The sequence below is a fragment of the Sphingomonas limnosediminicola genome (genome assembly GCF_039537965.1).
Taxonomy (GTDB): Bacteria; Pseudomonadota; Alphaproteobacteria; order Sphingomonadales; family Sphingomonadaceae; genus Sphingomicrobium; species Sphingomicrobium limnosediminicola.
The window spans coordinates 601,905-619,042 of the sequence record NZ_BAABBM010000001.1; the positions used below are offsets into that span (position 1 = coordinate 601,905).

Sequence of the window (17,138 nt, forward strand, 5' to 3'; positions counted from 1 at the left end):
TCTCCACGCCACAGAGCCGGCGTGGATCCGAGCGCGCCCATCCTCTTCTTCGATTCCGGCGTCGGCGGGCTGTCGGTGCTTGGGCCGACGCTCGAGCTGCTCCCCAACGCGCCCATCGTCTATGCGGCAGACAGCGCCGGTTTCCCTTACGGGAAGCGCACCGAGGCGGAGATCGCGAGCCGCGTGCCTGCGCTGCTTGGCCGCCTCGTGGAGCGCTACCACCCGCGCCTTGCCGTGATTGCGTGCAACACGGCCTCGACCATCGCGCTGGAACATGTGCGCTCAGCGCTCGACCTGCCCGTCGTCGGGACCGTGCCCGCGATCAAGCCGGCGGCGGAAATGTCGCAGAGCCGCGTGATCGGCGTGCTCGGCACCGAAGCCACGGTGCGCCAGCCGTATGTCGATGACCTGGCCGCCAAATTCGCAGCCGACTGCACCATCATCCGTCATGGCTCGCCCGAGCTGGTGGAGCTCGCGGAAACGAAGCTGGCCGGCGAGGACGTCAGCGTGGAGGCGGTCAAGGCGGCCGCAAAGCCTATGTTCGATGCCCCGAACGGCGACCGGCTCGACACGGTCGTACTCGCCTGTACGCACTTCCCGCTTCTCGCCGACGAGCTTCGGGAAGCCTTTGCACACATCAGCTATGTCGATGGCGGGCCGGGCATCGCGCGGCGCATTGCCTATCTCACCCGCGACCAGGTTTGGCCGATTGCCCCATCTCCCGGCCTCATGCTGTTCACCGGCCCGACCCGTGGTCCCTCGCTCAAAGCGCTCAACCGTTACGGAATCGGGGAGATGAAAAGTCTGTAACCCCCTCTAGTTGCGAGTCGTTCGCAATGGCGTTGCGAAAGTCGCTTGGTTAAAGGGCTCCAAAGCGAGAGTTCGGGCCTTGGATTACAACCGCATCTTCAAGTCGGCGATCGAGCGGCTTCACGACGAAGGCCGCTATCGCGTTTTCATCGACATACTGCGCACCAAAGGCCAGTTCCCGAATGCGCATTGCTTCGGCGGCAACGGCCCCAAGCCGATCACCGTCTGGTGCTCCAACGACTATCTTTGCATGGGCCAGCATCCGGCCGTCGTCGAGGCGATGGAGACCGCGCTTCACGAGGTCGGGGCCGGGTCCGGTGGCACTCGCAACATCAGCGGCAACACCCACTATCACACCGAGCTCGAAGCCGAGCTTGCCGGCCTTCACGGCAAGGATGGCGCGTTGCTATTTACCTCGGGCTACGTCTCGAACGAGGCGGCGCTGTCGACGCTCGGCAAGCTGCTTCCCGGCTGCGTGATCTTCTCGGACGAACTCAACCACGCCTCGATGATCGCCGGCATCAAGAATTCGGGCTGCGACAAGCGCGTGTTCCGTCACAACGATTTGGAGCATCTCGAGGAACTGCTGGCTGCCGAGGATTCCGAGACGCCGAAGCTTATCGCGTTCGAAAGCGTCTATTCGATGGACGGCGACATCGCCCCGATCGCCGCGATTTGCGATCTCGCCGACAAGTACAACGCCCTCACCTACCTCGACGAGGTGCATGCGGTCGGCATGTACGGCGCGCATGGCGGCGGCATCTCGGAACGCGACGATGTCGCCGGACGTCTGACCATCATCGAGGGCACGCTCGGTAAGGCGTTTGGCGTGATGGGCGGCTATATCGCGACCGACCGAACGATCATCGATTGCATCCGCAGCTATGCGCCCGGTTTTATCTTCACCACGTCGCTGTCGCCGGTGCTGGTCGCCGGCGCGCTGGCTAGTGTCCGCCATCTGAAGCACTCGCAGGACGAGCGTCGCGACCAGCAGGAAGCGGCAGCGACGCTGAAGGCGAAGTTCAGCGCTGCCGGCCTGCCGCTGATGCCGAGCGTCACGCACATCGTGCCGCTGCTCGTCGGCTGCCCGATGAAGGCCAAGCGCGTCAGCGACATTCTTCTCGCCGAATACGGGCTCTACGTGCAGCCGATCAATTTCCCGACGGTCCCGCGCGGCACCGAGCGGCTCCGCTTCACGCCGGGCCCGCATCACAGCACCGACATGATGGATGAGCTGACCGCCGCCCTCGTCGAGATCTGGAGCCGCGAAGAAATCCGCCTCGCCGCTTAATTTCCTCTTCACCGACTGCTGAAATCGCCTGACGCTGCTGCTACTTTGACAGCGGGGGTAACGATTCGTGGTGCGGGGGCGCTAAGGGTGGAGGCAGTTTCGGCGAGGACGCTGTTTCGTCCGCCCTTGCGGTTGCGCCAGATTCCCGCGCTCTTCGTCCGTTATCTCCGCCCCCTATGGTTGATCGTTTTCCTGGCATCGCTGGGGATCGTGGTGGCCGGCACGGTCATGGCCTTCCGCGACACCTACGAAGCGCGTCCCCAATTTAAGGCGCTGGGCCTCGATTATGATATCGAGGTCGATGGGCGGCTCACCGTCGAGCTGGTGAAAAATGTGCCGAAATCGATACCGGCGGGCACCAGGTTCCAGATTGCCGCGATCAACGGGTCCTCTGTCGATCCCCGCATTCACAGCGCCGATCTCGCTCGCCGTCTGCAGGCGGCTCAAGGGGATAGCGTAGCGCTCACACTGAGAGCTCCTGACGGCAAGTTAGTCAGCATCCAGCAAAAGCGTGACATAGTTGGTCCAACGCCCGACGCCAGGCGAGCACGCGACCTTCGCGCCGCCGCCCGCCTTGCCTCCGGCCTGCTCGCGTGCGGAGCGCTTTTGCTTTGTTCGCTGCTGCTGGCGCGGCGCCGTCCAGACGATCCGGTGGCGATGCTGTTCGCCTTCGCCTTCGCGGGAATGGCTTCGACCATCGACCCGCCGCTTGCCCTGTGGATGGCGTTCGGCTGGCCCATTGCCTACGACATCATCTCGGCAATCTGGTTCTATCTGCTTCTTATTGCGCTCGCCGTCTTTCCCGATGGCATCTTCGTCCCGAAGCTCTTCCGCTGGATCATTCCGGTCGGCGTCCTGCTGTCCATTCTGGTCGAGCATCCGCTTGTTCCGGCGAGTGCGCAGGCGCTGCTCGGCATCGGTGCGCTCCTCGCAATGCTAATCGGGCAGGTCCGGCGCTTTCGCCGTCTTCAGCCCGGAATCGAGCGCCAGCAGATCAAGTGGGCCGGGTTCGGCTTTGCATCGGGCCTCGTGCTGGTCGGCCTCGCTTTCACGCTCCTCCTTTTCCAGCCGGAAAGCGCGGTCGAGCAAAGCATGATCGTCAACATGATCGTGGTGCTGATGTTCAGCCTCGGCATGGCGTGCATCCCGCTCGGCCTGCTCGTCGCGCTGACGCGCTTCCGGCTTTGGGAAGCCGATACGGTGATCAGCCGGTCCGCAGCCTATGCCGTCGTGACGTTGATCGTCGGCGTCGTGTGGGCGGCGAGCGCCGACCTCGTGAAGTTGATCGTCGAGCAAATCATCGGTCGCGAGAGCCAGGCTGGTGCCACCACCCTCAGCGCTATCATCGCCGCGGGCGTCTTTGCGCCCACCCAGTCCGTCGTCCTTGGCTGGACCAAGCGTCGCTGGGGCAGCCCGGTCGAGCGCATCCATGAGTCTGCCCAGCGCCTGAAGAGCTGGGGCATGACCGAGCCGCCCGCTGAGGTCGCGACCCGCGCTCTCGCTATCATCGACCAGGCGATCCATCCCGCTGCGTCGGCGATCGTCCTCGATATGCCGCTGAGTCAGGAATTGATCGCAGCGCGCGGGGTCTCATCGGAGAAGGACCCGCGCCTCGTCGAAAAGCTGGTCCTTGCCGACGAGGAAAGCTCGGTCGGCACGCTTCTCCTTGGCCGGCGCTCGGACGGGAACCGCTACAACCAGCTTGAGCTCGAAGCCGTAAGGGAAATCATCCCGCCGCTCGCCGAGGCCCTCCGCGTCGCCCGCAGCCATTATTCGCGTGAGAATATGATGCAGCAGCGGCTCGAGGAAATGGCGAGCCGTCTCGCGCAGCTCGAAGGCGGCGCGCCGAAGCCGGCCTGAGCAGGTCTGTCCTACAGGCCCTTGGGCAAGTAGTTTCGGCTCAAGTTCGAGATGCCTTCTCCAAAGGTCACTGCCAAAGCGCCGCTCTCCGTGGCTTTAGTGACTTTAAGTCGCCGCGCGGTGGCGCTGCGCCGACTTCATCGCTAGGTATCGCCCATGCGCATCGCCCTCGCCGCCGACCATGCCGGATACCAGCTCAAGGACGAGCTCGTGCACTGGCTGCGCGAACAGGGTCATGATGCGATCGACCTCGGCACGACCGGGCCAGAAAGCGTCGATTATCCGGAATATGGGCGCAAGCTCGCGACCGCGATCGCCTCGGGTGAGGCCGAGCGCGGCATTGCCGTGTGTGGTTCGGGCATTGGCATTTCCATCGCCGTGAACCGCGAGCCGCGCTGCCGCTGCGCCCGCGTAGACGACCCGCTGTCGGCCCAGCTCGCTCGCGAGCACAATGACGCCAATGCCATCGCGCTCGGGGCGCGGCTTATAGGCAGCGACATGGCCAAGGCCTGCGTCGCCGCATTTATCGACACCGATTTCGCTGGCGGACGCCACCAGCGCCGCATCGATCAACTCTCTCAAATCTTGCAGGATAGCGACTGATGGCCACCGCACCCGAGCTCGACCGCGACGAAAATTACCGCGTGCCGCAAGGTTTCTTCACCAGCGGTCTCAGCGAGAAGGACTCAGCCGTCCAGAACGGAATACGCGCCGAACTTCATCGCGAGCAGACGCAGATCGAGCTGATCGCGTCGGAGAATATCGTCAGCAAAGCGGTGCTCGAAGCGCAGGGCTCCGTCCTCACCAACAAATATGCGGAAGGCTATCCGGGCCGCCGCTATTACCAGGGTTGCGCGCCGTCGGACACGGTCGAGACGCTGGCGATCGAGCGGGCGAAGAAATTGTTCAACTGCGGCTTCGCCAACGTTCAGCCGCACTCGGGTGCCCAGGCGAACGGCGCCGTGATGATGGCGCTGTTGAAGCCCGGCGATACGATCATGGGACTCAGCCTTGCCGCTGGCGGGCACCTCACGCACGGGGCACCGCCGGCGCAGTCGGGCAAATGGTTCAACGCGGTTCAGTACGGCGTTCGCCAGGACGACCACCTCGTCGATTTCGACGAGGTCGAGCGGCTCGCCAAGGAGCATCGCCCGAAGATGATCATCGCGGGCGGGTCAGCCTATCCACGGCACTTCGACTTCAAGCGCTTTCGCGAGATTTGCGACGAGGTCGGTGCGCTCCTGTTCGTCGACATGGCGCACTTTGCGGGCCTGGTCGCGGCGGGCGAGCATCCGACGCCGTTCGGCTTTGCCGATGTCGTCACGACGACCACCCACAAGACCCTGCGCGGTCCGCGCGGCGGCATGGTGCTGACCGACAATGAGGAGATCGCGAAGAAGATCAATTCAGCGGTCTTCCCCGGCCTCCAGGGCGGCCCCCTGATGCATGTCATCGCCGCCAAGGCGGTCGCGTTCGGGGAAGCGTTGCAGCCCGAGTTCAAGACCTATGCGAAGGCGGTAATCGCCAATGCGCAGACCCTCGCCAACCGCCTGAAGGAACGCGGCGCTGACCTTGTCGCCGGCGGCACCGACACGCACCTCGCGCTTGTCGACCTTCGCCCGCTCGGCCTGACCGGCAAGGACGCCGACGAAAGCCTCGAGCGTGCCGGCATTACCTGCAACAAGAACGGCGTGCCATTCGACCCGCTGCCGCCGGTCAAGACCAGCGGCATCCGCGTCGGGTCGCCGGCCGGCACAACCCGCGGCTTCGGCGAACGCGAATTCCACGACATCGCCGACATGGTTGCCGACGTGCTCGATGGCCTCGGCAAGAATGGTCTCGAAAACAACGGCTCGACCGAGCGGCAGGTGAATGAGCGGGTGCGTGAACTTTGCGCGCGCTTCCCCATCTATCAGGGATGAGGTTCGCTTAACGCATGCGCTGCCCGTTCTGCGCTCACGAAGACAGCCAGGTTAAGGACAGTCGCCCGAGCGAGGATGGCGCCGCCATCCGCCGCCGGCGGCAGTGCGAGGCTTGCGGCGCGCGCTTCACGACTTTCGAGCGTGTGCAGCTGCGCGACCTAACCGTCGTCAAGAAGGACAGCAAGCGCGAGCCGTTCGAACGCGACAAGCTCGCCCGCGCCATCGGCCACGCCTGCCGCAAACGCGAGATCGACGCGGCCAAGATCGACCGGCTCGTCAGCGGCATCCAGCGCCAAATGGAAACGCTCGGCGACGAAGTGAAGTCGTCGCGGATCGGCGAGGCCGTGATGGCCGGGCTCAAGTCGCTCGACCACGTTGCCTACATTCGCTTCGCGAGCATCTACAAGGACTTCAGCGATCCCGGCGACTTTGCGGAAATCGCCGAGCGCGTCGAAAAGGAAGCCACGCCTCCCGACCACGACAAGCTGCTGTGACGGAGCCCGCCAGGCCCGTCATCGTCCTCGTCCGCCCACAGCTCGGCCAGAATATCGGCAAGGCGGCGCGGGCGATGCTCAACTTCGGCCTGACCGAGATGCGGCTCGTCGCGCCGCGCGATGGCTGGCCGAACCCGGACGCCGGTCCTTCCGCAAGCGGCGCTGACGTGGTGCTGAAAAAGGCGCAGGTCTTCGATACGGTCGAGGCGGCAATCGCCGATTGCTCGACGGTCTTCGCCTCGACGGTCCGCCGCCGCGATCTCATCATGCCGGTGATCGGCCCGCAGGAGATGGCCGACCAGATTTCCGGTTCGCCCGGCCAGACCGCAATCCTGTTCGGACCCGAACGGTCGGGTCTCGAGACGGAAGATGTCGCCCTCGCCCATTCGATCGTCACGGTGCCGATCAACCCGGAGTTCGGCTCGCTTAACCTCGCGCAGGCGGTCATCCTCCTCGCCTACGAATGGTCGAAGCGCAGCGCACTGGTACAACCGCCAGCCAAGGACCTTGAGACGACAGCTCCCCACGGCGAGGTCGACGGACTCATCCGGCAACTGGACGAAGAGCTGGTGGCCAAGGGCTATTTCCACCCGCCGTCTCGCCAGCAGGCGACGCGCAACACGATCCGCACCATCTTCACCAAGACCGGCTGGTCGTCACGGGAGGTCAAAGCGGTGCGCGGGATCATCCGTGCCCTGGTCAATCCGCCGCGCCAGCGTTCCTGATTGCTCTCGACCGCCTGGCGGAGCATCATCGCCGTTCCAGAAGGAGTCCAGCCGATGTTGAGCTTCCTGGCGTTCGCCGCCGCATTCGTTGTCCAGGACCAGGGTCCGATTGTCACCACCGTTGATCCGTCGCAGGGCGCGATGCCCGGCGAAAACAGTGCACTCGCGCCGCCCCACAAGGGATCGGACGATCGCATGTTTCCGGACATCGAGATTGGCGCGCTGCGGATCGACGGCGACACGCTATATGTGCAGGTTCGTAACATCGGGAAATCGCCGTCCCAGGGCTCGGTCCTGGTCTCCGCGCGTGCAAGCGATAGCCGGATGCGCAGCGAACCGGTCCAGGCTCGAACCGCGCGGCTCCAGCCCGGCAAAACGCGCTGGGTGTCCCTGCGCGGCTTCTCGGTGAAGACGGCGTCCAACACATCCCCGGTTTTCGCCCTCGCCAGCGCGACGAGCATCGCAGCGAGCGCACAGTTGCTACCGGTCAGCGCGCAGCTCGATCGCAGCGGCCAGGCCCGGCAAGAGACCGCGGATGGCGACGAGAACAATAACAGCCTTGTTGTCGAAGGCAGCGCGATCGGTCGCGGCGCGCCGCAATAGGCTGCGAAACTTGACCTTCGGGGCTCATCCCCCTAGGTGCGCCGCTCGCAATTGATCCCGCATGCCCGGTGAAGCGGTGATCGCGTTGGATGCTTTGGTCCAGCGGTGCGGTCCCGGGCGCTTTGCAGACACGCGAATTGGAGAACGACAGTGACGAAGCGCACCAGCGCCAAATACAAGCTCGACCGCCGCATGGGCGAAAACGTCTTCGGACGTCCCAAAAGCCCCGTAAACCGCCGCGAGTATGGCCCCGGCCAGCACGGCCAGCGCCGCAAGAGCAAGATCAGCGACTACGGCATCCAGCTGCGCGCCAAGCAGAAGCTAAAGGGCTATTACGGCGACATCACCGAAAAGCAGTTCAAGAAGAACTATGTCGAAGCCACCCGCATGAAGGGCGACGCTTCGCAGAACCTGATCGGCCTGCTTGAGCGCCGCCTCGATATGGTCGTCTTCCGCGCCAAGTTCGCCCCGACCATCTGGGCTGCCCGTCAAATCGTCAGCCATGGCCACATCCGCGTCAACGGCGTGAAGTGCAACATCGCCAGCCGCCGCGTGAACGTCGGCGATGTGATCGAGCTCGGTCCGAAGGCGCAGGAAATGGCGCTGGTCATCGAAGCGCAGGGCCTCGCCGAGCGTGACGTGCCCGACTACGTGGCGCCCGACGGCAACACTAAGGTCAGCTTCACCCGCGTGCCCAAGCTCGACGAGGTGCCTTATCCCGTCCGCATGGAACCGAACCTCGTGATCGAGTTCTACTCGCGCTAAGCGAACCTCGCACGAAAGAAAGAAGGGCGGTCCGTTACGGCCGCCCTTTTTCGTTTAGTGGCCGATCGTAGTGTCCAGCAGTTCGCCGATCTTGGTTAGCTCTGAGCCCGGGCATCCGAATCCCTGAGCTGGTGATCGAGGCCGGCGAAAGTCACCAATTCGCTCTGATGGCCTGCCGCCTTCAGCGCCGCGTCCATCTTTTGCGAATGCGTGATCTTGACGTTCGTATCCATGTCGCCGTGAACGAGAAGAACCGGCACTCGGATCTCGGCGGCATGTCGTAACGGGGATCCGTCAGCGACGTGCGGCCCTGTCCCGATTTCCTTGTCGACGATCCGGCTGATCGTAAAGTCGCGGAAATCGTCCTTGAGCATGGCGAGGTCAGTCACCGGGGCCACGGCCACCACGGCCTTGTAAAGACCGGGTTGCGTCGCCGCGGACTGGAGAGCTGCATAGCCGCCATATGACCAACCGAGAATGGCGGTGCGATCCGGATCCGCGATCCCTTGCGCTGCGAGCCACTTCGTCGACGCCGTGATGTCGCCAATCGACGTGCGCCAATTCCTAAAACCATTCTCATTTAGCCACGCGTCGCCGAACCCGGCCGAACCGCGATATTCGGGCTGCAACACCGCGTAGCCTCGAGCGGCCAGGAATTGGGACAGCCAGTCGAAACCCCATTCGTCACGAGAGCTGGGGCCGCCGTGCGGGAGAATGACGGCCGGCAAACCCTTTGCAGCCTTCCCGGGTGGCAGCGTCAGATAGGCGGGGATAGGCGTTCCGTCGGGCGCCGTGATGGTGACCGGCTTGACTGAGGCAAGCGCGCGGCCTTCCAACTCCGGCCGATCGACCATGGCGGGCGTCAACGTCTTCTTGTCGCGATCGAAAACGTAATAGCGGCCGGGGTCGCTATCGCTGCCCGCGTGAATGAGCAGCTTCCTGCCATCATGACTGGCATCGACAAAGCCGACGAGCGGCAATTGCGGAAGAACGCGCGATAGCGAGTCGGCGAGCGCCTTGAACTCCGGATCGAAGTAGACAGTCGTCCGCTTGTCCTCGACGTAGGTGTATCCGATGACACGTTGGCCATCGCCGAAGCGGACCACGTCGTCGATGTCGACCCGCGGATTCTCGGCGACTAGAGTTTCCACCATGCTTCCGTCCATGCGGATGCCGTAAAGCGCGAACCGGCCGCTCTTCTTCTTGAGTACGTAGAGCTGGTTTGAATCCGTATCGACGGCCAGCGGCTGGAACTGATCGTCCTCGAACATCCCGAGCGTTTTCCAGTCGCGCGAGTCCGCTGTGCGATACGAATAACGGGTCTTGCCCGAAAGCATCCCGCCGCTCGAAATGTCGGGACTCGACATCAGCCGGACGTGCCCGCGGCCGTCGCTCATGTAATTCGAGACGCCGTCGCGCGGCGACTCCACTGCGTCGCTTCGGAGCGTGCGCACATCGATCCGGTCGACGCCGACACCCTTCTTCGTGCGTACGAAGTGAGTCCCCATCTTGCCTTCCTCAGGGACGTACTCACGTTCGACCAGCACCTTGTTGTCGGTGCCGTCCAGCCAGTCGACGACTTGCGCGTCGACCTGCCGCAGCCACGCGTCATAGACGCTGTCGGTCTGTCCCAGTAGCTTGGGATCACTTCCGTCATTGTTCAGCGACACGAGCCGGCTGAAGCTCAAGACCTCAAAGAGGTTATTTTTGACGCCGCCGCCGATCTGGCAGACCGAGCGAGTCGCCGAAACGAAATTGCACCAGCGCAGCTGCTCCGGATTTCCGTCCGAGCTTGCGATTGTGCTGAATTTTCCTGCGTCGAGATTCCCGATGACGGCGATGGACTTCCGGCCTGGCCCGGGCGTGACGTAAATTACTTGAGATCCATCGGCGGAAAGATCGGGACCGATGACTGCATCCCGCGCCCCAAACGACTTTGCATCCGTTGCAAGATCGGTCGCCCAAGTCGGAGCAGCCATATACAAACCGATCGCCGAAGCGAGCAGCACATTACGCATCTTCATTTAAATTCCCCCTTACCCGGCAAGCACATAGTGCATGTTGCACAGCGCCATGCAAGCCCATGGCTTGGCGCTTTTCGATGCGCCTGTTAGCGGGCGGCGTCATGACGTTGCTTCCGCTTCCGGAATGGGCGCCGCACGAAGCGGTGTGGATCGGTTTCCCGAGCGATCCCGAACTGTGGCTCGGCGACCTGAAGGAAGCTGAACGCGAAGTGGCGGCGTTCGCGAAAGCCGTTCACGCCAACGGCAAGGGCGAGACGGTGCGGCTGGTCGCCGCGCACGAAGGCGCTGCCGAGGCAGCGGCGAGACTGGCACCGTTCGCCGAAGTCATCGTTGAACCGTTTGGCGACATCTGGCTGCGCGACACCGGGCCAGTAATCGTCGGTTCCGGCAAGCAGCGCCGCGCACAAGGCTTCGGCTTCAACGGCTGGGGCGGCAAATACGATCTCGACGGTGACGGCGATGTCGGAGAGCGGCTCGCGGGGCGCGCTTCGATGCCGTTCGCCAAGGCTGATTGGGTTCTCGAAGGCGGCGCCATCGACGGCGACGGATCGGGCACCGTCGTTACGACCGAGCAGTGTCTCCTCAACCCGAACCGGAACAGTCTGTCGCGTGAGGAGGTCGAAGAGCGGCTGTTACGCGACCTAGGGTTCGAGCGCGTGATCTGGCTGGGCGACGGGTTGATGAACGACCATACCGACGGGCATGTCGACAATCTGGCGCGCTTCGTGGCGCCCGGGCGCATCGCCATTCCGACCTCGGCCAAGGACGACCCGAACGACGCGGTCTATCGCGACGCGGCTCGGCGGCTCCGTTCGACCAAGCTCGACGTCGTCACCCTGCCCTCGCCCGGCGGCGTCTTCGGCGAAGACGGGGACATCGTCCCCGCGAGCTACATGAACTTCTACATCGGCAATGCCGCGGTCGTCGTGCCGCAATATGGCGCGCCGAACGACCGCAACGCCGTCGATGTCGTCCAGGCGCTGTTCCCGGGCCGCGTTGCAATCGGCCTTCGCGCCGACCACATCCTGACCGGGGGCGGAAGCTTCCACTGCATCTCCCAACAGGTTCCCGCATGACCAAGCTCACCGTTGCCGCGCTTCAGCTCGCCTTCTCAGGCGACACCGACGCGAACATCCGCGCAGTGGGCGAGCTCGTGCGTGAGGCAGCCGGCAAGGGCGCCGAGGTCGTGCTCCCGCCCGAACTGTTCGATGGCCCCTATTTCTGCCGTGTCGAGGACGAGAGCCTGTTCGCGACCGCGCGCCCGACTTCCGAGCATCCGTCCGTCCTCGCCATGCAGAAGCTGGCGGAGGAGCTGAAGATCTGGATCCCGACGAGCTTCTTCGAGCTCGACGGCCCGCATCATTACAACAGCCTCGCGATGATCGGACCAGATGGGAAGATCGCCGGCGTCTATCGCAAGAGTCACATCCCCGACGGGCCGGGCTACGAAGAGAAGTTCTACTTTCGCCCCGGCAATACGGGCTTCAAGGTCTGGAATGGTCCGCATCGATCGACGCTCGGCGTGGGCGTATGCTGGGACCAATGGTATCCGGAAACCGCGCGGGCGATGATGCTGATGGGGGCGGACATCCTCTTCTACCCGACTGCCATCGGCACTGAGCCGCACGATCCCGACCTCGACACGTCACGCTTGTGGCGGCGCGCCATGATCGGCCATGCGGTCTCAAATGTAGTCCCCGTCGTCGCCGCCAACCGTATCGGCATCGAACACGGCCAGCGTTTCTACGGCCACAGCTTCATCTGCGATGAGCGCGGCGACATCCAGGCGGAGTTCGGCGCGAACGAGACCGGCGTTTTGGTGGCGACACTAGACCTTGCGCAGGCCAAGAAGCACCGCGCCGCCTTCGGCTTTTTCCGTGATCGCCGGCCCGAGCTTTACGGGCGGCTCACCCAGGACATCTGAGGGCGAGCGCGCGTTCGAATACGCTCTCGAACTTCTTCGCATCAAGCCGGCCCGTATTCTGATTGTACCGCGAGCAGTGATAGCTTGAGAGCAGGATACGGCCGTCCGCCGCAGTCGCCTCCGCCCCATGGCCGAACTTGGTGGCGGCCGGCTTCAGGCCCATCGCGCGCGCTGCGGCGACATGCGCGATCTGGCCCAGCGCGATGACCACGCGGACACTGGGCAAGGCGCCGAGCGCGACTTCGAAATAGCTCCGGCACGTCGCGATCTCGCGCGGTTCCGGCTTGTTCGCGGGCGGCAGGCATTTGACGGCGTTGAGGATGACCGCCCCGTCGAGCTGCAAGCCGTCGCCCGGATCGGCGCCGTAGGTGCCGTTAGCGAGCCCGAATTTCAGCAGCGTCGCATAAAGCAGCTCGCCGGCGAAATCCCCGGTGAAGGGTCTACCCGTGCGATTGGCCCCGTGCTTGCCGGGCGCCAGTCCGACGATCGCAAGCCAGGCGTCGCGGTCGCCGAACGCGGGCACCGGCGCGTTCCACCATTGCGGAAACTCGATCCGGCATTCCTCGCGAAACGCGACAAGCCGCGGGCACAAGGGGCAATCCCGCGGTGCCTCTGCCTCGGGCACGGGCGAAAGCTCGGCTGGGGTAGCGATCCTCATCGTCCTGACCTAGGCGAGCCGGAGTGGCAGGCGCAACGCACCTCTATGCGATCGCAATCGGGTCGAACCGCGCCCACGGCCGGTTCGGACGCCCGCAAGGCGTCGTCGAAGCCGCGATCGCGCGTCTAGACGAGGAATTCGGCCTGTTCGACGCCTCACCGATCATCCTCAACGCCGCGCATGGCCCAGCCGGACGCGATTTCGCCAATGCGGTGGCGCTGGTCGAAAGCGATGACAGCCCGCTGGACGTGCTCCGCAAGCTCAAGGGGATGGAGCGCGACTTCGGCCGGCGAGGCGGCATGCGGTGGGGACCTCGCGTTCTCGACCTCGATCTCGTGCTGTGGAGTGGCGGCCGCTTTCGTTCCCGCCAGCTGAACGTGCCTCATGCGCAACTCGTCAGGCGCAGCTTCGTCCTTCAGCCGCTCGCGGCGATCGCGCCCGGCTGGCGGATCAAAGGCAGTCTAACTGCCAGACATCTCGCAGAGCGCCTTGCCCGCCGCGCGCCTAGGCGGTAACCGCCGCCGCAGTGGGGCCCATAGCTCAGTCGGTAGAGCAACTGACTTTTAATCAGTAGGTCGCTGGTTCGAATCCAGCTGGGCTCACCACTACTTAGCTTAAGATTGCAATTGGACGGGAAGGCAAAAGCAATCACCGGGCAATCACCTAAATGCTTGGCATTGCTGGCAGCATTCGACCAAACCTGCCGCTAGCTGCACAGGTCACCCTTCGCTGTTACCGGGCCGAGACGGCGGAGGCCCGGTTCGATCGCAAAAGAAATTGTCACGTTCCTCGTAGGACACTTCCCAGCCCAGCTCGCGTAACTTCTCGGCGATTAGGTCTGCTGCCATGCGTTTGGGATCTGGCGCATCGAGGTCCGAGCGCCGCCGACCCTCCTTCTTTAGCTTGGCATGGCCCGGTTCTTCACCCCACGCCCATTTGGGAAGTACACGCAGCCAGCCTGCAATAACGATAGCGAGCTGCTGTCCTTCGATCGTGAATCGGCGCGGCATTGGCGCGAGATACGCCCGTAAGAACATTTCAGGAACATGGCCTTTCGGACTGTCCCCGATATCCACATGCGGCCAAGGCCATCTGCAGCTCCAGTGCTCCGAAAAGGCGACCGCGTAGTCCAGGTCTACAAGGCGTCCTGCCGTGGAGTGTTACGATTACCGACGAAAGCCGTTTCCGCCTTTGGCCGGTAGCGGATCGTCCGCTTGTGGCAGCTTTCGACCCAAAGCGGCCGTTCAGGTGCAGGTGCGCGCCAATTTCGAGCGCGTCTCGCTGCTCCAGCGTTGGATGGAACGGATTGTGTAGGTCCGGTCGTTGCGTGGCTGGAGGACAAGCAGATATTGCTGGCCGCGAGCGAAAGCCCGGTAAGTGTGGTCGGAATATCTTGCATAAACTGATGCACGAGCCCCGTTTCCCCTGAGAACATGCTTGATCCTCACGTAGGCCGTCGCCCAACCGTGACCCAGAAAGTCGCCCTCGATCTCGACATGTTCCCAGACGCCTTCGACGTTCCGAACCGCGCCTACCACGACGACGTCGCCACAGCCGTAGGCAATGGATTTCATTCCATCGGCGGTCACGCCGGAGCTTGCAGTGGCCAGGGTCGACAAAGCCACAGCGAAAAACGGACCGCTCATTCTTGGGGAGGTAACGCAGAAAGGGTCAGCTTTCGACCCGTTGCGGATATTAGGCCAACGGCTAAGCTTGAGTATGCTCTCGCTCCACGATCCCGAATGGTCACGCCTGTCTCACGCGTATGGACTTGCGAGCGATACGCCTCGGCTACTGACCGAACTGGCCGGTTCAACGGCTCCTCATACCGATTATGAGAGCGAACCGTGGTTCAGCCTTTGGTCCAGCCTTTGCCACCAGGGGGATGTTTTTACGGCGTCCTACGCCGCAGTACCGCACATCGTTGAGATCGCCTGCAAGACCGAGGGGGTGATTGACTTTAGCTTCTTCCAGCTGCCGGCCTCCATCGAGGTTGCGCGGCTAAATGGGAAAGGCCCGGCGATCCCAGAGGAACTCGAAGAACCATATCAACGCGCCATCTCCGGCCTGACCGAATGCGTCTCACTTCATCGCGACGACCCCTGGGACGAGGCTACAGCCTTATCCGCGCTGGCTGCGCTAGCCGTGGCCAAAGGTCATGCTCATGTTGCGGAGGCCATTCTGAACCTCGACGGTGACCTTATCGCGAAGCTCAGAAGTCTCGACTTCGATTGAATCGCAGCGTCCGCGTTCCACCCGAACCGGCCGCGGCAGCGTTCGACCCATTCCTGCCGCTATAAATTGGCGCGGAGTGCGTCTGGCTTCGAGATCGGATCGGATTGCGCGGTACTGGACTTTTCGATCTGCGCGGCTGCTTGGACCCCGCCACCAAGCTTTCACATACAAGGGCCACGTCGATCCCTGCGCGTATTTATGGCACGGCGCGGGAAACCTCTACGTCCTAGAAGATGGCGGCCATATGACTCTCGTCGGCTACACCGATAATGACTGGACCCCGGACATTCTTATCAACCTGAGCGCGCCGCTCGAGCCATCGTCATTAGCGGTTGCCAACCTCTTTCTATAAGCGCGGTGGCTTGGCTGCATCCATACGAACATAATCAGGTTTCACGCCCCGCCTTTGCCAATATTCGACAAGGCCGATGCCATGGCAAAGCGGGATGAATCTGGGGTCCGCCCGCATTTCCTTACACGGCGGTGCGAACAGCCACGAGGTGTTGATCCGATGCATGGCATCGGTCGGTTCGCGTTCATATGCCGGCTTCCGGGCCTGCACGATCGCGCTTCGGGAAAGCAAATGGCCGGTGGCGACCTCAAACGCCGAGTCCACCTCCCGGAGCGCGCTCAGTATCACCATCGCGTAGCCCGCGAGCTCGCCCGATACTTGGGCAGCGGCGAAGCATGCCTCGCGGGCGCGGGCGATGTTGGTGACGGATGGGTCTTCCAGTGCGTGTAGGCCGGTGCGCCACATGTCCGTCTCGGGGCCCTTACGAAGCATTCCAGGATCGGCGCCCAACATCGTTTCCGCCGCTCGGGCGCGGCCCGTGAAAGCATAGAGTCTGAACCGAACCGACCAGATCCAGCGACTCGTCGGAAAAGACGTGCGCAGCTGATTGATGACGTTGTCCGCGTCTGCCACCAAGCCGGACATCCAGAGCCGTGTCGCGCGGCCGGCCAATGCGTTCTGCGAAAGCGGCAACAAAGAGATGTTTCGTTCCCCCCAGAGTGATGATTCCCGCGTCATGCCAGCGGCAAGAAGCAAGGCGGCGAGCTCGCCAGTCGCGAGCTCGTTCCTTGAATCAATCGTTATCACTTTGCGGAGAAGGCGATCGCGTCCCCACCAGTCGAGCGTCGCCCCCTCCAGCTCGAACATTGCCATCAGCGCGTTCGGCTCTTTTGGATCGATCGCGAGCGCCTGCTGTGCGATCTGCGCAGCATTTGCGACGCTCGTCGCAGAATGCTCCTCCGGTGCAGTCTGTGCGAAGTAGCTCTTCGTCAGCGCCAACCAGCCCAGCGCACGCGGATTGTCGGGATGAATGTCTGTCGCTTCCTGGAAAGCCCGCAGCGCGACATCCGGCCTGAACTGGTTGTCGTCACCGGCGAGAGCAGCATGCCCCTGACGCAGCAACGCCTCGAACCGGCGGTCCCGCGATGAGTTGGAAGCCGCCCACGCTCCCAGCCCTCCCAGGACAACGAAGGCAATCGCCGCCTTCGCAAGGTTTCGGCGATCGAGGCCGATTGCCGCCTTGCCAATGTCGTCGGGAACTTTCGCTAAGCTGCCGCTGAGGCGATAGCCTGCCTTGCGGATCGTCTCGATCTCGAAGCCCTCGCCGCCAAGTTGGCCAATTACCTTTCGCAAAGCCAAAACCACGCGGTTCAAGCTATCGTCGCCGACGTAGACGTCGCCCCAACAGCGCTCGAACAAAGTCTCCCGAGTGACGACGCGTCCCGCCTCGTCGGCAAGAGCGACCAGCACTTGCATCACGCGCGGCTGGACCTCCGTCGTGCCGAGCGGACCCGTCATCTGCCGCCGCGGCGGCG

General features: G+C 63.4%; 18 protein-coding genes and 1 tRNA gene. 14 read left to right on the forward strand and 5 right to left on the reverse strand.

Annotated elements, in window-relative coordinates; translation table 11 throughout:
• The first annotated feature begins 21 nt into the window (after positions 1-21).
• The 9 genes from murI to rpsD all read left to right on the forward strand — a co-directional run bounded on the left by murI (position 22) and on the right by rpsD (position 8,470).
• Complete coding sequence (gene murI / locus ABD704_RS03015) at positions 22-810, forward strand: glutamate racemase (RefSeq protein WP_344698211.1); 789 nt, start codon at positions 22-24, stop codon at positions 808-810.
• A gap of 79 nt (positions 811-889) precedes the next feature.
• Complete coding sequence (gene hemA, locus ABD704_RS03020; protein WP_344698212.1) at positions 890-2,101, forward strand: 5-aminolevulinate synthase; 1,212 nt, start codon at positions 890-892, stop codon at positions 2,099-2,101.
• 132 nt (positions 2,102-2,233) lie between these two features.
• On the forward strand, positions 2,234-3,961 hold the full coding sequence (locus ABD704_RS03025; protein ID WP_344698213.1) for a hypothetical protein: 1,728 nt from the start codon (positions 2,234-2,236) through the stop codon (positions 3,959-3,961).
• A gap of 156 nt (positions 3,962-4,117) precedes the next feature.
• Entirely contained in the window at positions 4,118-4,564 is a 447-nt protein-coding gene (rpiB, locus tag ABD704_RS03030) for a ribose 5-phosphate isomerase B (protein WP_344698214.1), read from the forward strand.
• Positions 4,564-5,883 (forward strand): serine hydroxymethyltransferase, encoded by a 1,320-nt coding sequence (gene glyA, locus ABD704_RS03035; protein WP_344698215.1) that lies wholly within the window; start codon positions 4,564-4,566, stop codon positions 5,881-5,883. Before rpiB ends, glyA begins: the two co-directional genes overlap by 1 nt.
• 14 nt (positions 5,884-5,897) lie before the next feature.
• Positions 5,898-6,377: a transcriptional regulator NrdR gene (nrdR, locus tag ABD704_RS03040; RefSeq protein ID WP_344698216.1), complete on the forward strand. Its 480-nt coding sequence runs from the start codon at positions 5,898-5,900 to the stop codon at positions 6,375-6,377.
• Entirely contained in the window at positions 6,374-7,102 is a 729-nt protein-coding gene (locus tag ABD704_RS03045) for an RNA methyltransferase (protein WP_344698217.1), read from the forward strand. The genes nrdR and ABD704_RS03045 overlap by 4 nt, the downstream gene beginning before the upstream one ends.
• A gap of 54 nt (positions 7,103-7,156) precedes the next feature.
• A complete protein-coding gene (locus tag ABD704_RS03050) occupies positions 7,157-7,705 on the forward strand; it encodes a hypothetical protein (RefSeq protein ID WP_344698218.1) in 549 nt (182 codons plus the stop codon).
• Between the two features lie 150 nt (positions 7,706-7,855).
• Positions 7,856-8,470: a 30S ribosomal protein S4 gene (gene rpsD / locus ABD704_RS03055; RefSeq protein ID WP_344698219.1), complete on the forward strand. Its 615-nt coding sequence runs from the start codon at positions 7,856-7,858 to the stop codon at positions 8,468-8,470.
• 95 nt (positions 8,471-8,565) lie between these two features.
• Here the strand turns inward: rpsD and ABD704_RS03060 are convergent, their stop codons facing one another.
• The gene (locus ABD704_RS03060) at positions 8,566-10,494 is read right to left on the reverse strand and encodes an alpha/beta hydrolase family protein (protein ID WP_344698220.1); all 1,929 of its coding nucleotides are present in this window, start codon (positions 10,492-10,494) and stop codon (positions 8,566-8,568) included.
• 101 nt (positions 10,495-10,595) lie between these two features.
• Here ABD704_RS03060 and ABD704_RS03065 point away from each other — a divergent pair, with 101 nt between their 5' ends.
• Complete coding sequence (locus ABD704_RS03065) at positions 10,596-11,570, forward strand: agmatine deiminase family protein (protein WP_425565448.1); 975 nt, start codon at positions 10,596-10,598, stop codon at positions 11,568-11,570.
• Positions 11,567-12,418: an N-carbamoylputrescine amidase gene (aguB, locus tag ABD704_RS03070; protein ID WP_344698222.1), complete on the forward strand. Its 852-nt coding sequence runs from the start codon at positions 11,567-11,569 to the stop codon at positions 12,416-12,418. Before ABD704_RS03065 ends, aguB begins: the two co-directional genes overlap by 4 nt.
• Here the strand turns inward: aguB and ABD704_RS03075 are convergent.
• Positions 12,402-13,076, reverse strand: a complete 675-nt coding sequence (locus tag ABD704_RS03075) for a uracil-DNA glycosylase (RefSeq protein ID WP_344698223.1) — start codon at positions 13,074-13,076, stop codon at positions 12,402-12,404. The genes aguB and ABD704_RS03075 overlap by 17 nt on opposite strands.
• A gap of 23 nt (positions 13,077-13,099) precedes the next feature.
• Between ABD704_RS03075 and folK the strand changes: the two genes are divergently transcribed.
• On the forward strand, positions 13,100-13,591 hold the full coding sequence (folK, locus tag ABD704_RS03080) for a 2-amino-4-hydroxy-6-hydroxymethyldihydropteridine diphosphokinase (RefSeq protein WP_344698224.1): 492 nt from the start codon (positions 13,100-13,102) through the stop codon (positions 13,589-13,591).
• Between the two features lie 14 nt (positions 13,592-13,605).
• Positions 13,606-13,681: transfer RNA gene (locus tag ABD704_RS03085), tRNA-Lys, on the forward strand.
• Between the two features lie 114 nt (positions 13,682-13,795).
• Here ABD704_RS03085 and ABD704_RS03090 read toward each other — a convergent pair.
• Both ABD704_RS03090 and ABD704_RS03095 read right to left on the reverse strand, forming a co-directional pair.
• Complete coding sequence (locus tag ABD704_RS03090) at positions 13,796-14,113, reverse strand: hypothetical protein (protein WP_344698225.1); 318 nt, start codon at positions 14,111-14,113, stop codon at positions 13,796-13,798.
• Between the two features lie 207 nt (positions 14,114-14,320).
• Positions 14,321-14,650, reverse strand: coding sequence for a hypothetical protein (locus tag ABD704_RS03095; protein ID WP_344698226.1), 330 nt, complete (start codon positions 14,648-14,650; stop codon positions 14,321-14,323).
• On the opposite strand from ABD704_RS03095, the gene ABD704_RS03100 reads away from it, so the two are divergent.
• Positions 14,640-15,311 (forward strand): hypothetical protein, encoded by a 672-nt coding sequence (locus ABD704_RS03100; RefSeq protein WP_344698227.1) that lies wholly within the window; start codon positions 14,640-14,642, stop codon positions 15,309-15,311. The genes ABD704_RS03095 and ABD704_RS03100 overlap by 11 nt on opposite strands.
• Positions 15,312-15,657: 346 nt before the next feature.
• On the opposite strand, the gene ABD704_RS03105 is transcribed toward ABD704_RS03100, so the two are convergent.
• Entirely contained in the window at positions 15,658-17,121 is a 1,464-nt protein-coding gene (locus ABD704_RS03105) for a winged helix-turn-helix domain-containing protein (protein ID WP_344698228.1), read from the reverse strand.
• Positions 17,122-17,138 lie beyond the last annotated feature (17 nt).

Excerpts from the sequence above, each read along its gene's own strand:
- ABD704_RS03050 (WP_344698218.1), top strand. The coding sequence starts at position 7,157 with ATGTTGAGCTTCCTGGCGTTCGCCGCCGCATTCGTTGTCCAGGACCAG.
- ABD704_RS03090 (WP_344698225.1), bottom strand. The coding sequence starts at position 14,113 with ATGTTCTTACGGGCGTATCTCGCGCCAATGCCGCGCCGATTCACGATC.
- nrdR (WP_344698216.1), top strand. The coding sequence starts at position 5,898 with ATGCGCTGCCCGTTCTGCGCTCACGAAGACAGCCAGGTTAAGGACAGT.
- ABD704_RS03100 (WP_344698227.1), top strand. The coding sequence starts at position 14,640 with ATGGATTTCATTCCATCGGCGGTCACGCCGGAGCTTGCAGTGGCCAGG.
- ABD704_RS03060 (WP_344698220.1), bottom strand. The coding sequence starts at position 10,494 with ATGAAGATGCGTAATGTGCTGCTCGCTTCGGCGATCGGTTTGTATATG.
- ABD704_RS03065 (WP_425565448.1), top strand. The coding sequence starts at position 10,596 with ATGACGTTGCTTCCGCTTCCGGAATGGGCGCCGCACGAAGCGGTGTGG.
- aguB (WP_344698222.1), top strand. The coding sequence starts at position 11,567 with ATGACCAAGCTCACCGTTGCCGCGCTTCAGCTCGCCTTCTCAGGCGAC.
- rpiB (WP_344698214.1), top strand. The coding sequence starts at position 4,118 with ATGCGCATCGCCCTCGCCGCCGACCATGCCGGATACCAGCTCAAGGAC.
- ABD704_RS03075 (WP_344698223.1), bottom strand. The coding sequence starts at position 13,076 with ATGAGGATCGCTACCCCAGCCGAGCTTTCGCCCGTGCCCGAGGCAGAG.
- ABD704_RS03095 (WP_344698226.1), bottom strand. The coding sequence starts at position 14,650 with ATGAAATCCATTGCCTACGGCTGTGGCGACGTCGTCGTGGTAGGCGCG.
- glyA (WP_344698215.1), top strand. The coding sequence starts at position 4,564 with ATGGCCACCGCACCCGAGCTCGACCGCGACGAAAATTACCGCGTGCCG.
- ABD704_RS03105 (WP_344698228.1), bottom strand. The coding sequence starts at position 17,121 with ATGACGGGTCCGCTCGGCACGACGGAGGTCCAGCCGCGCGTGATGCAA.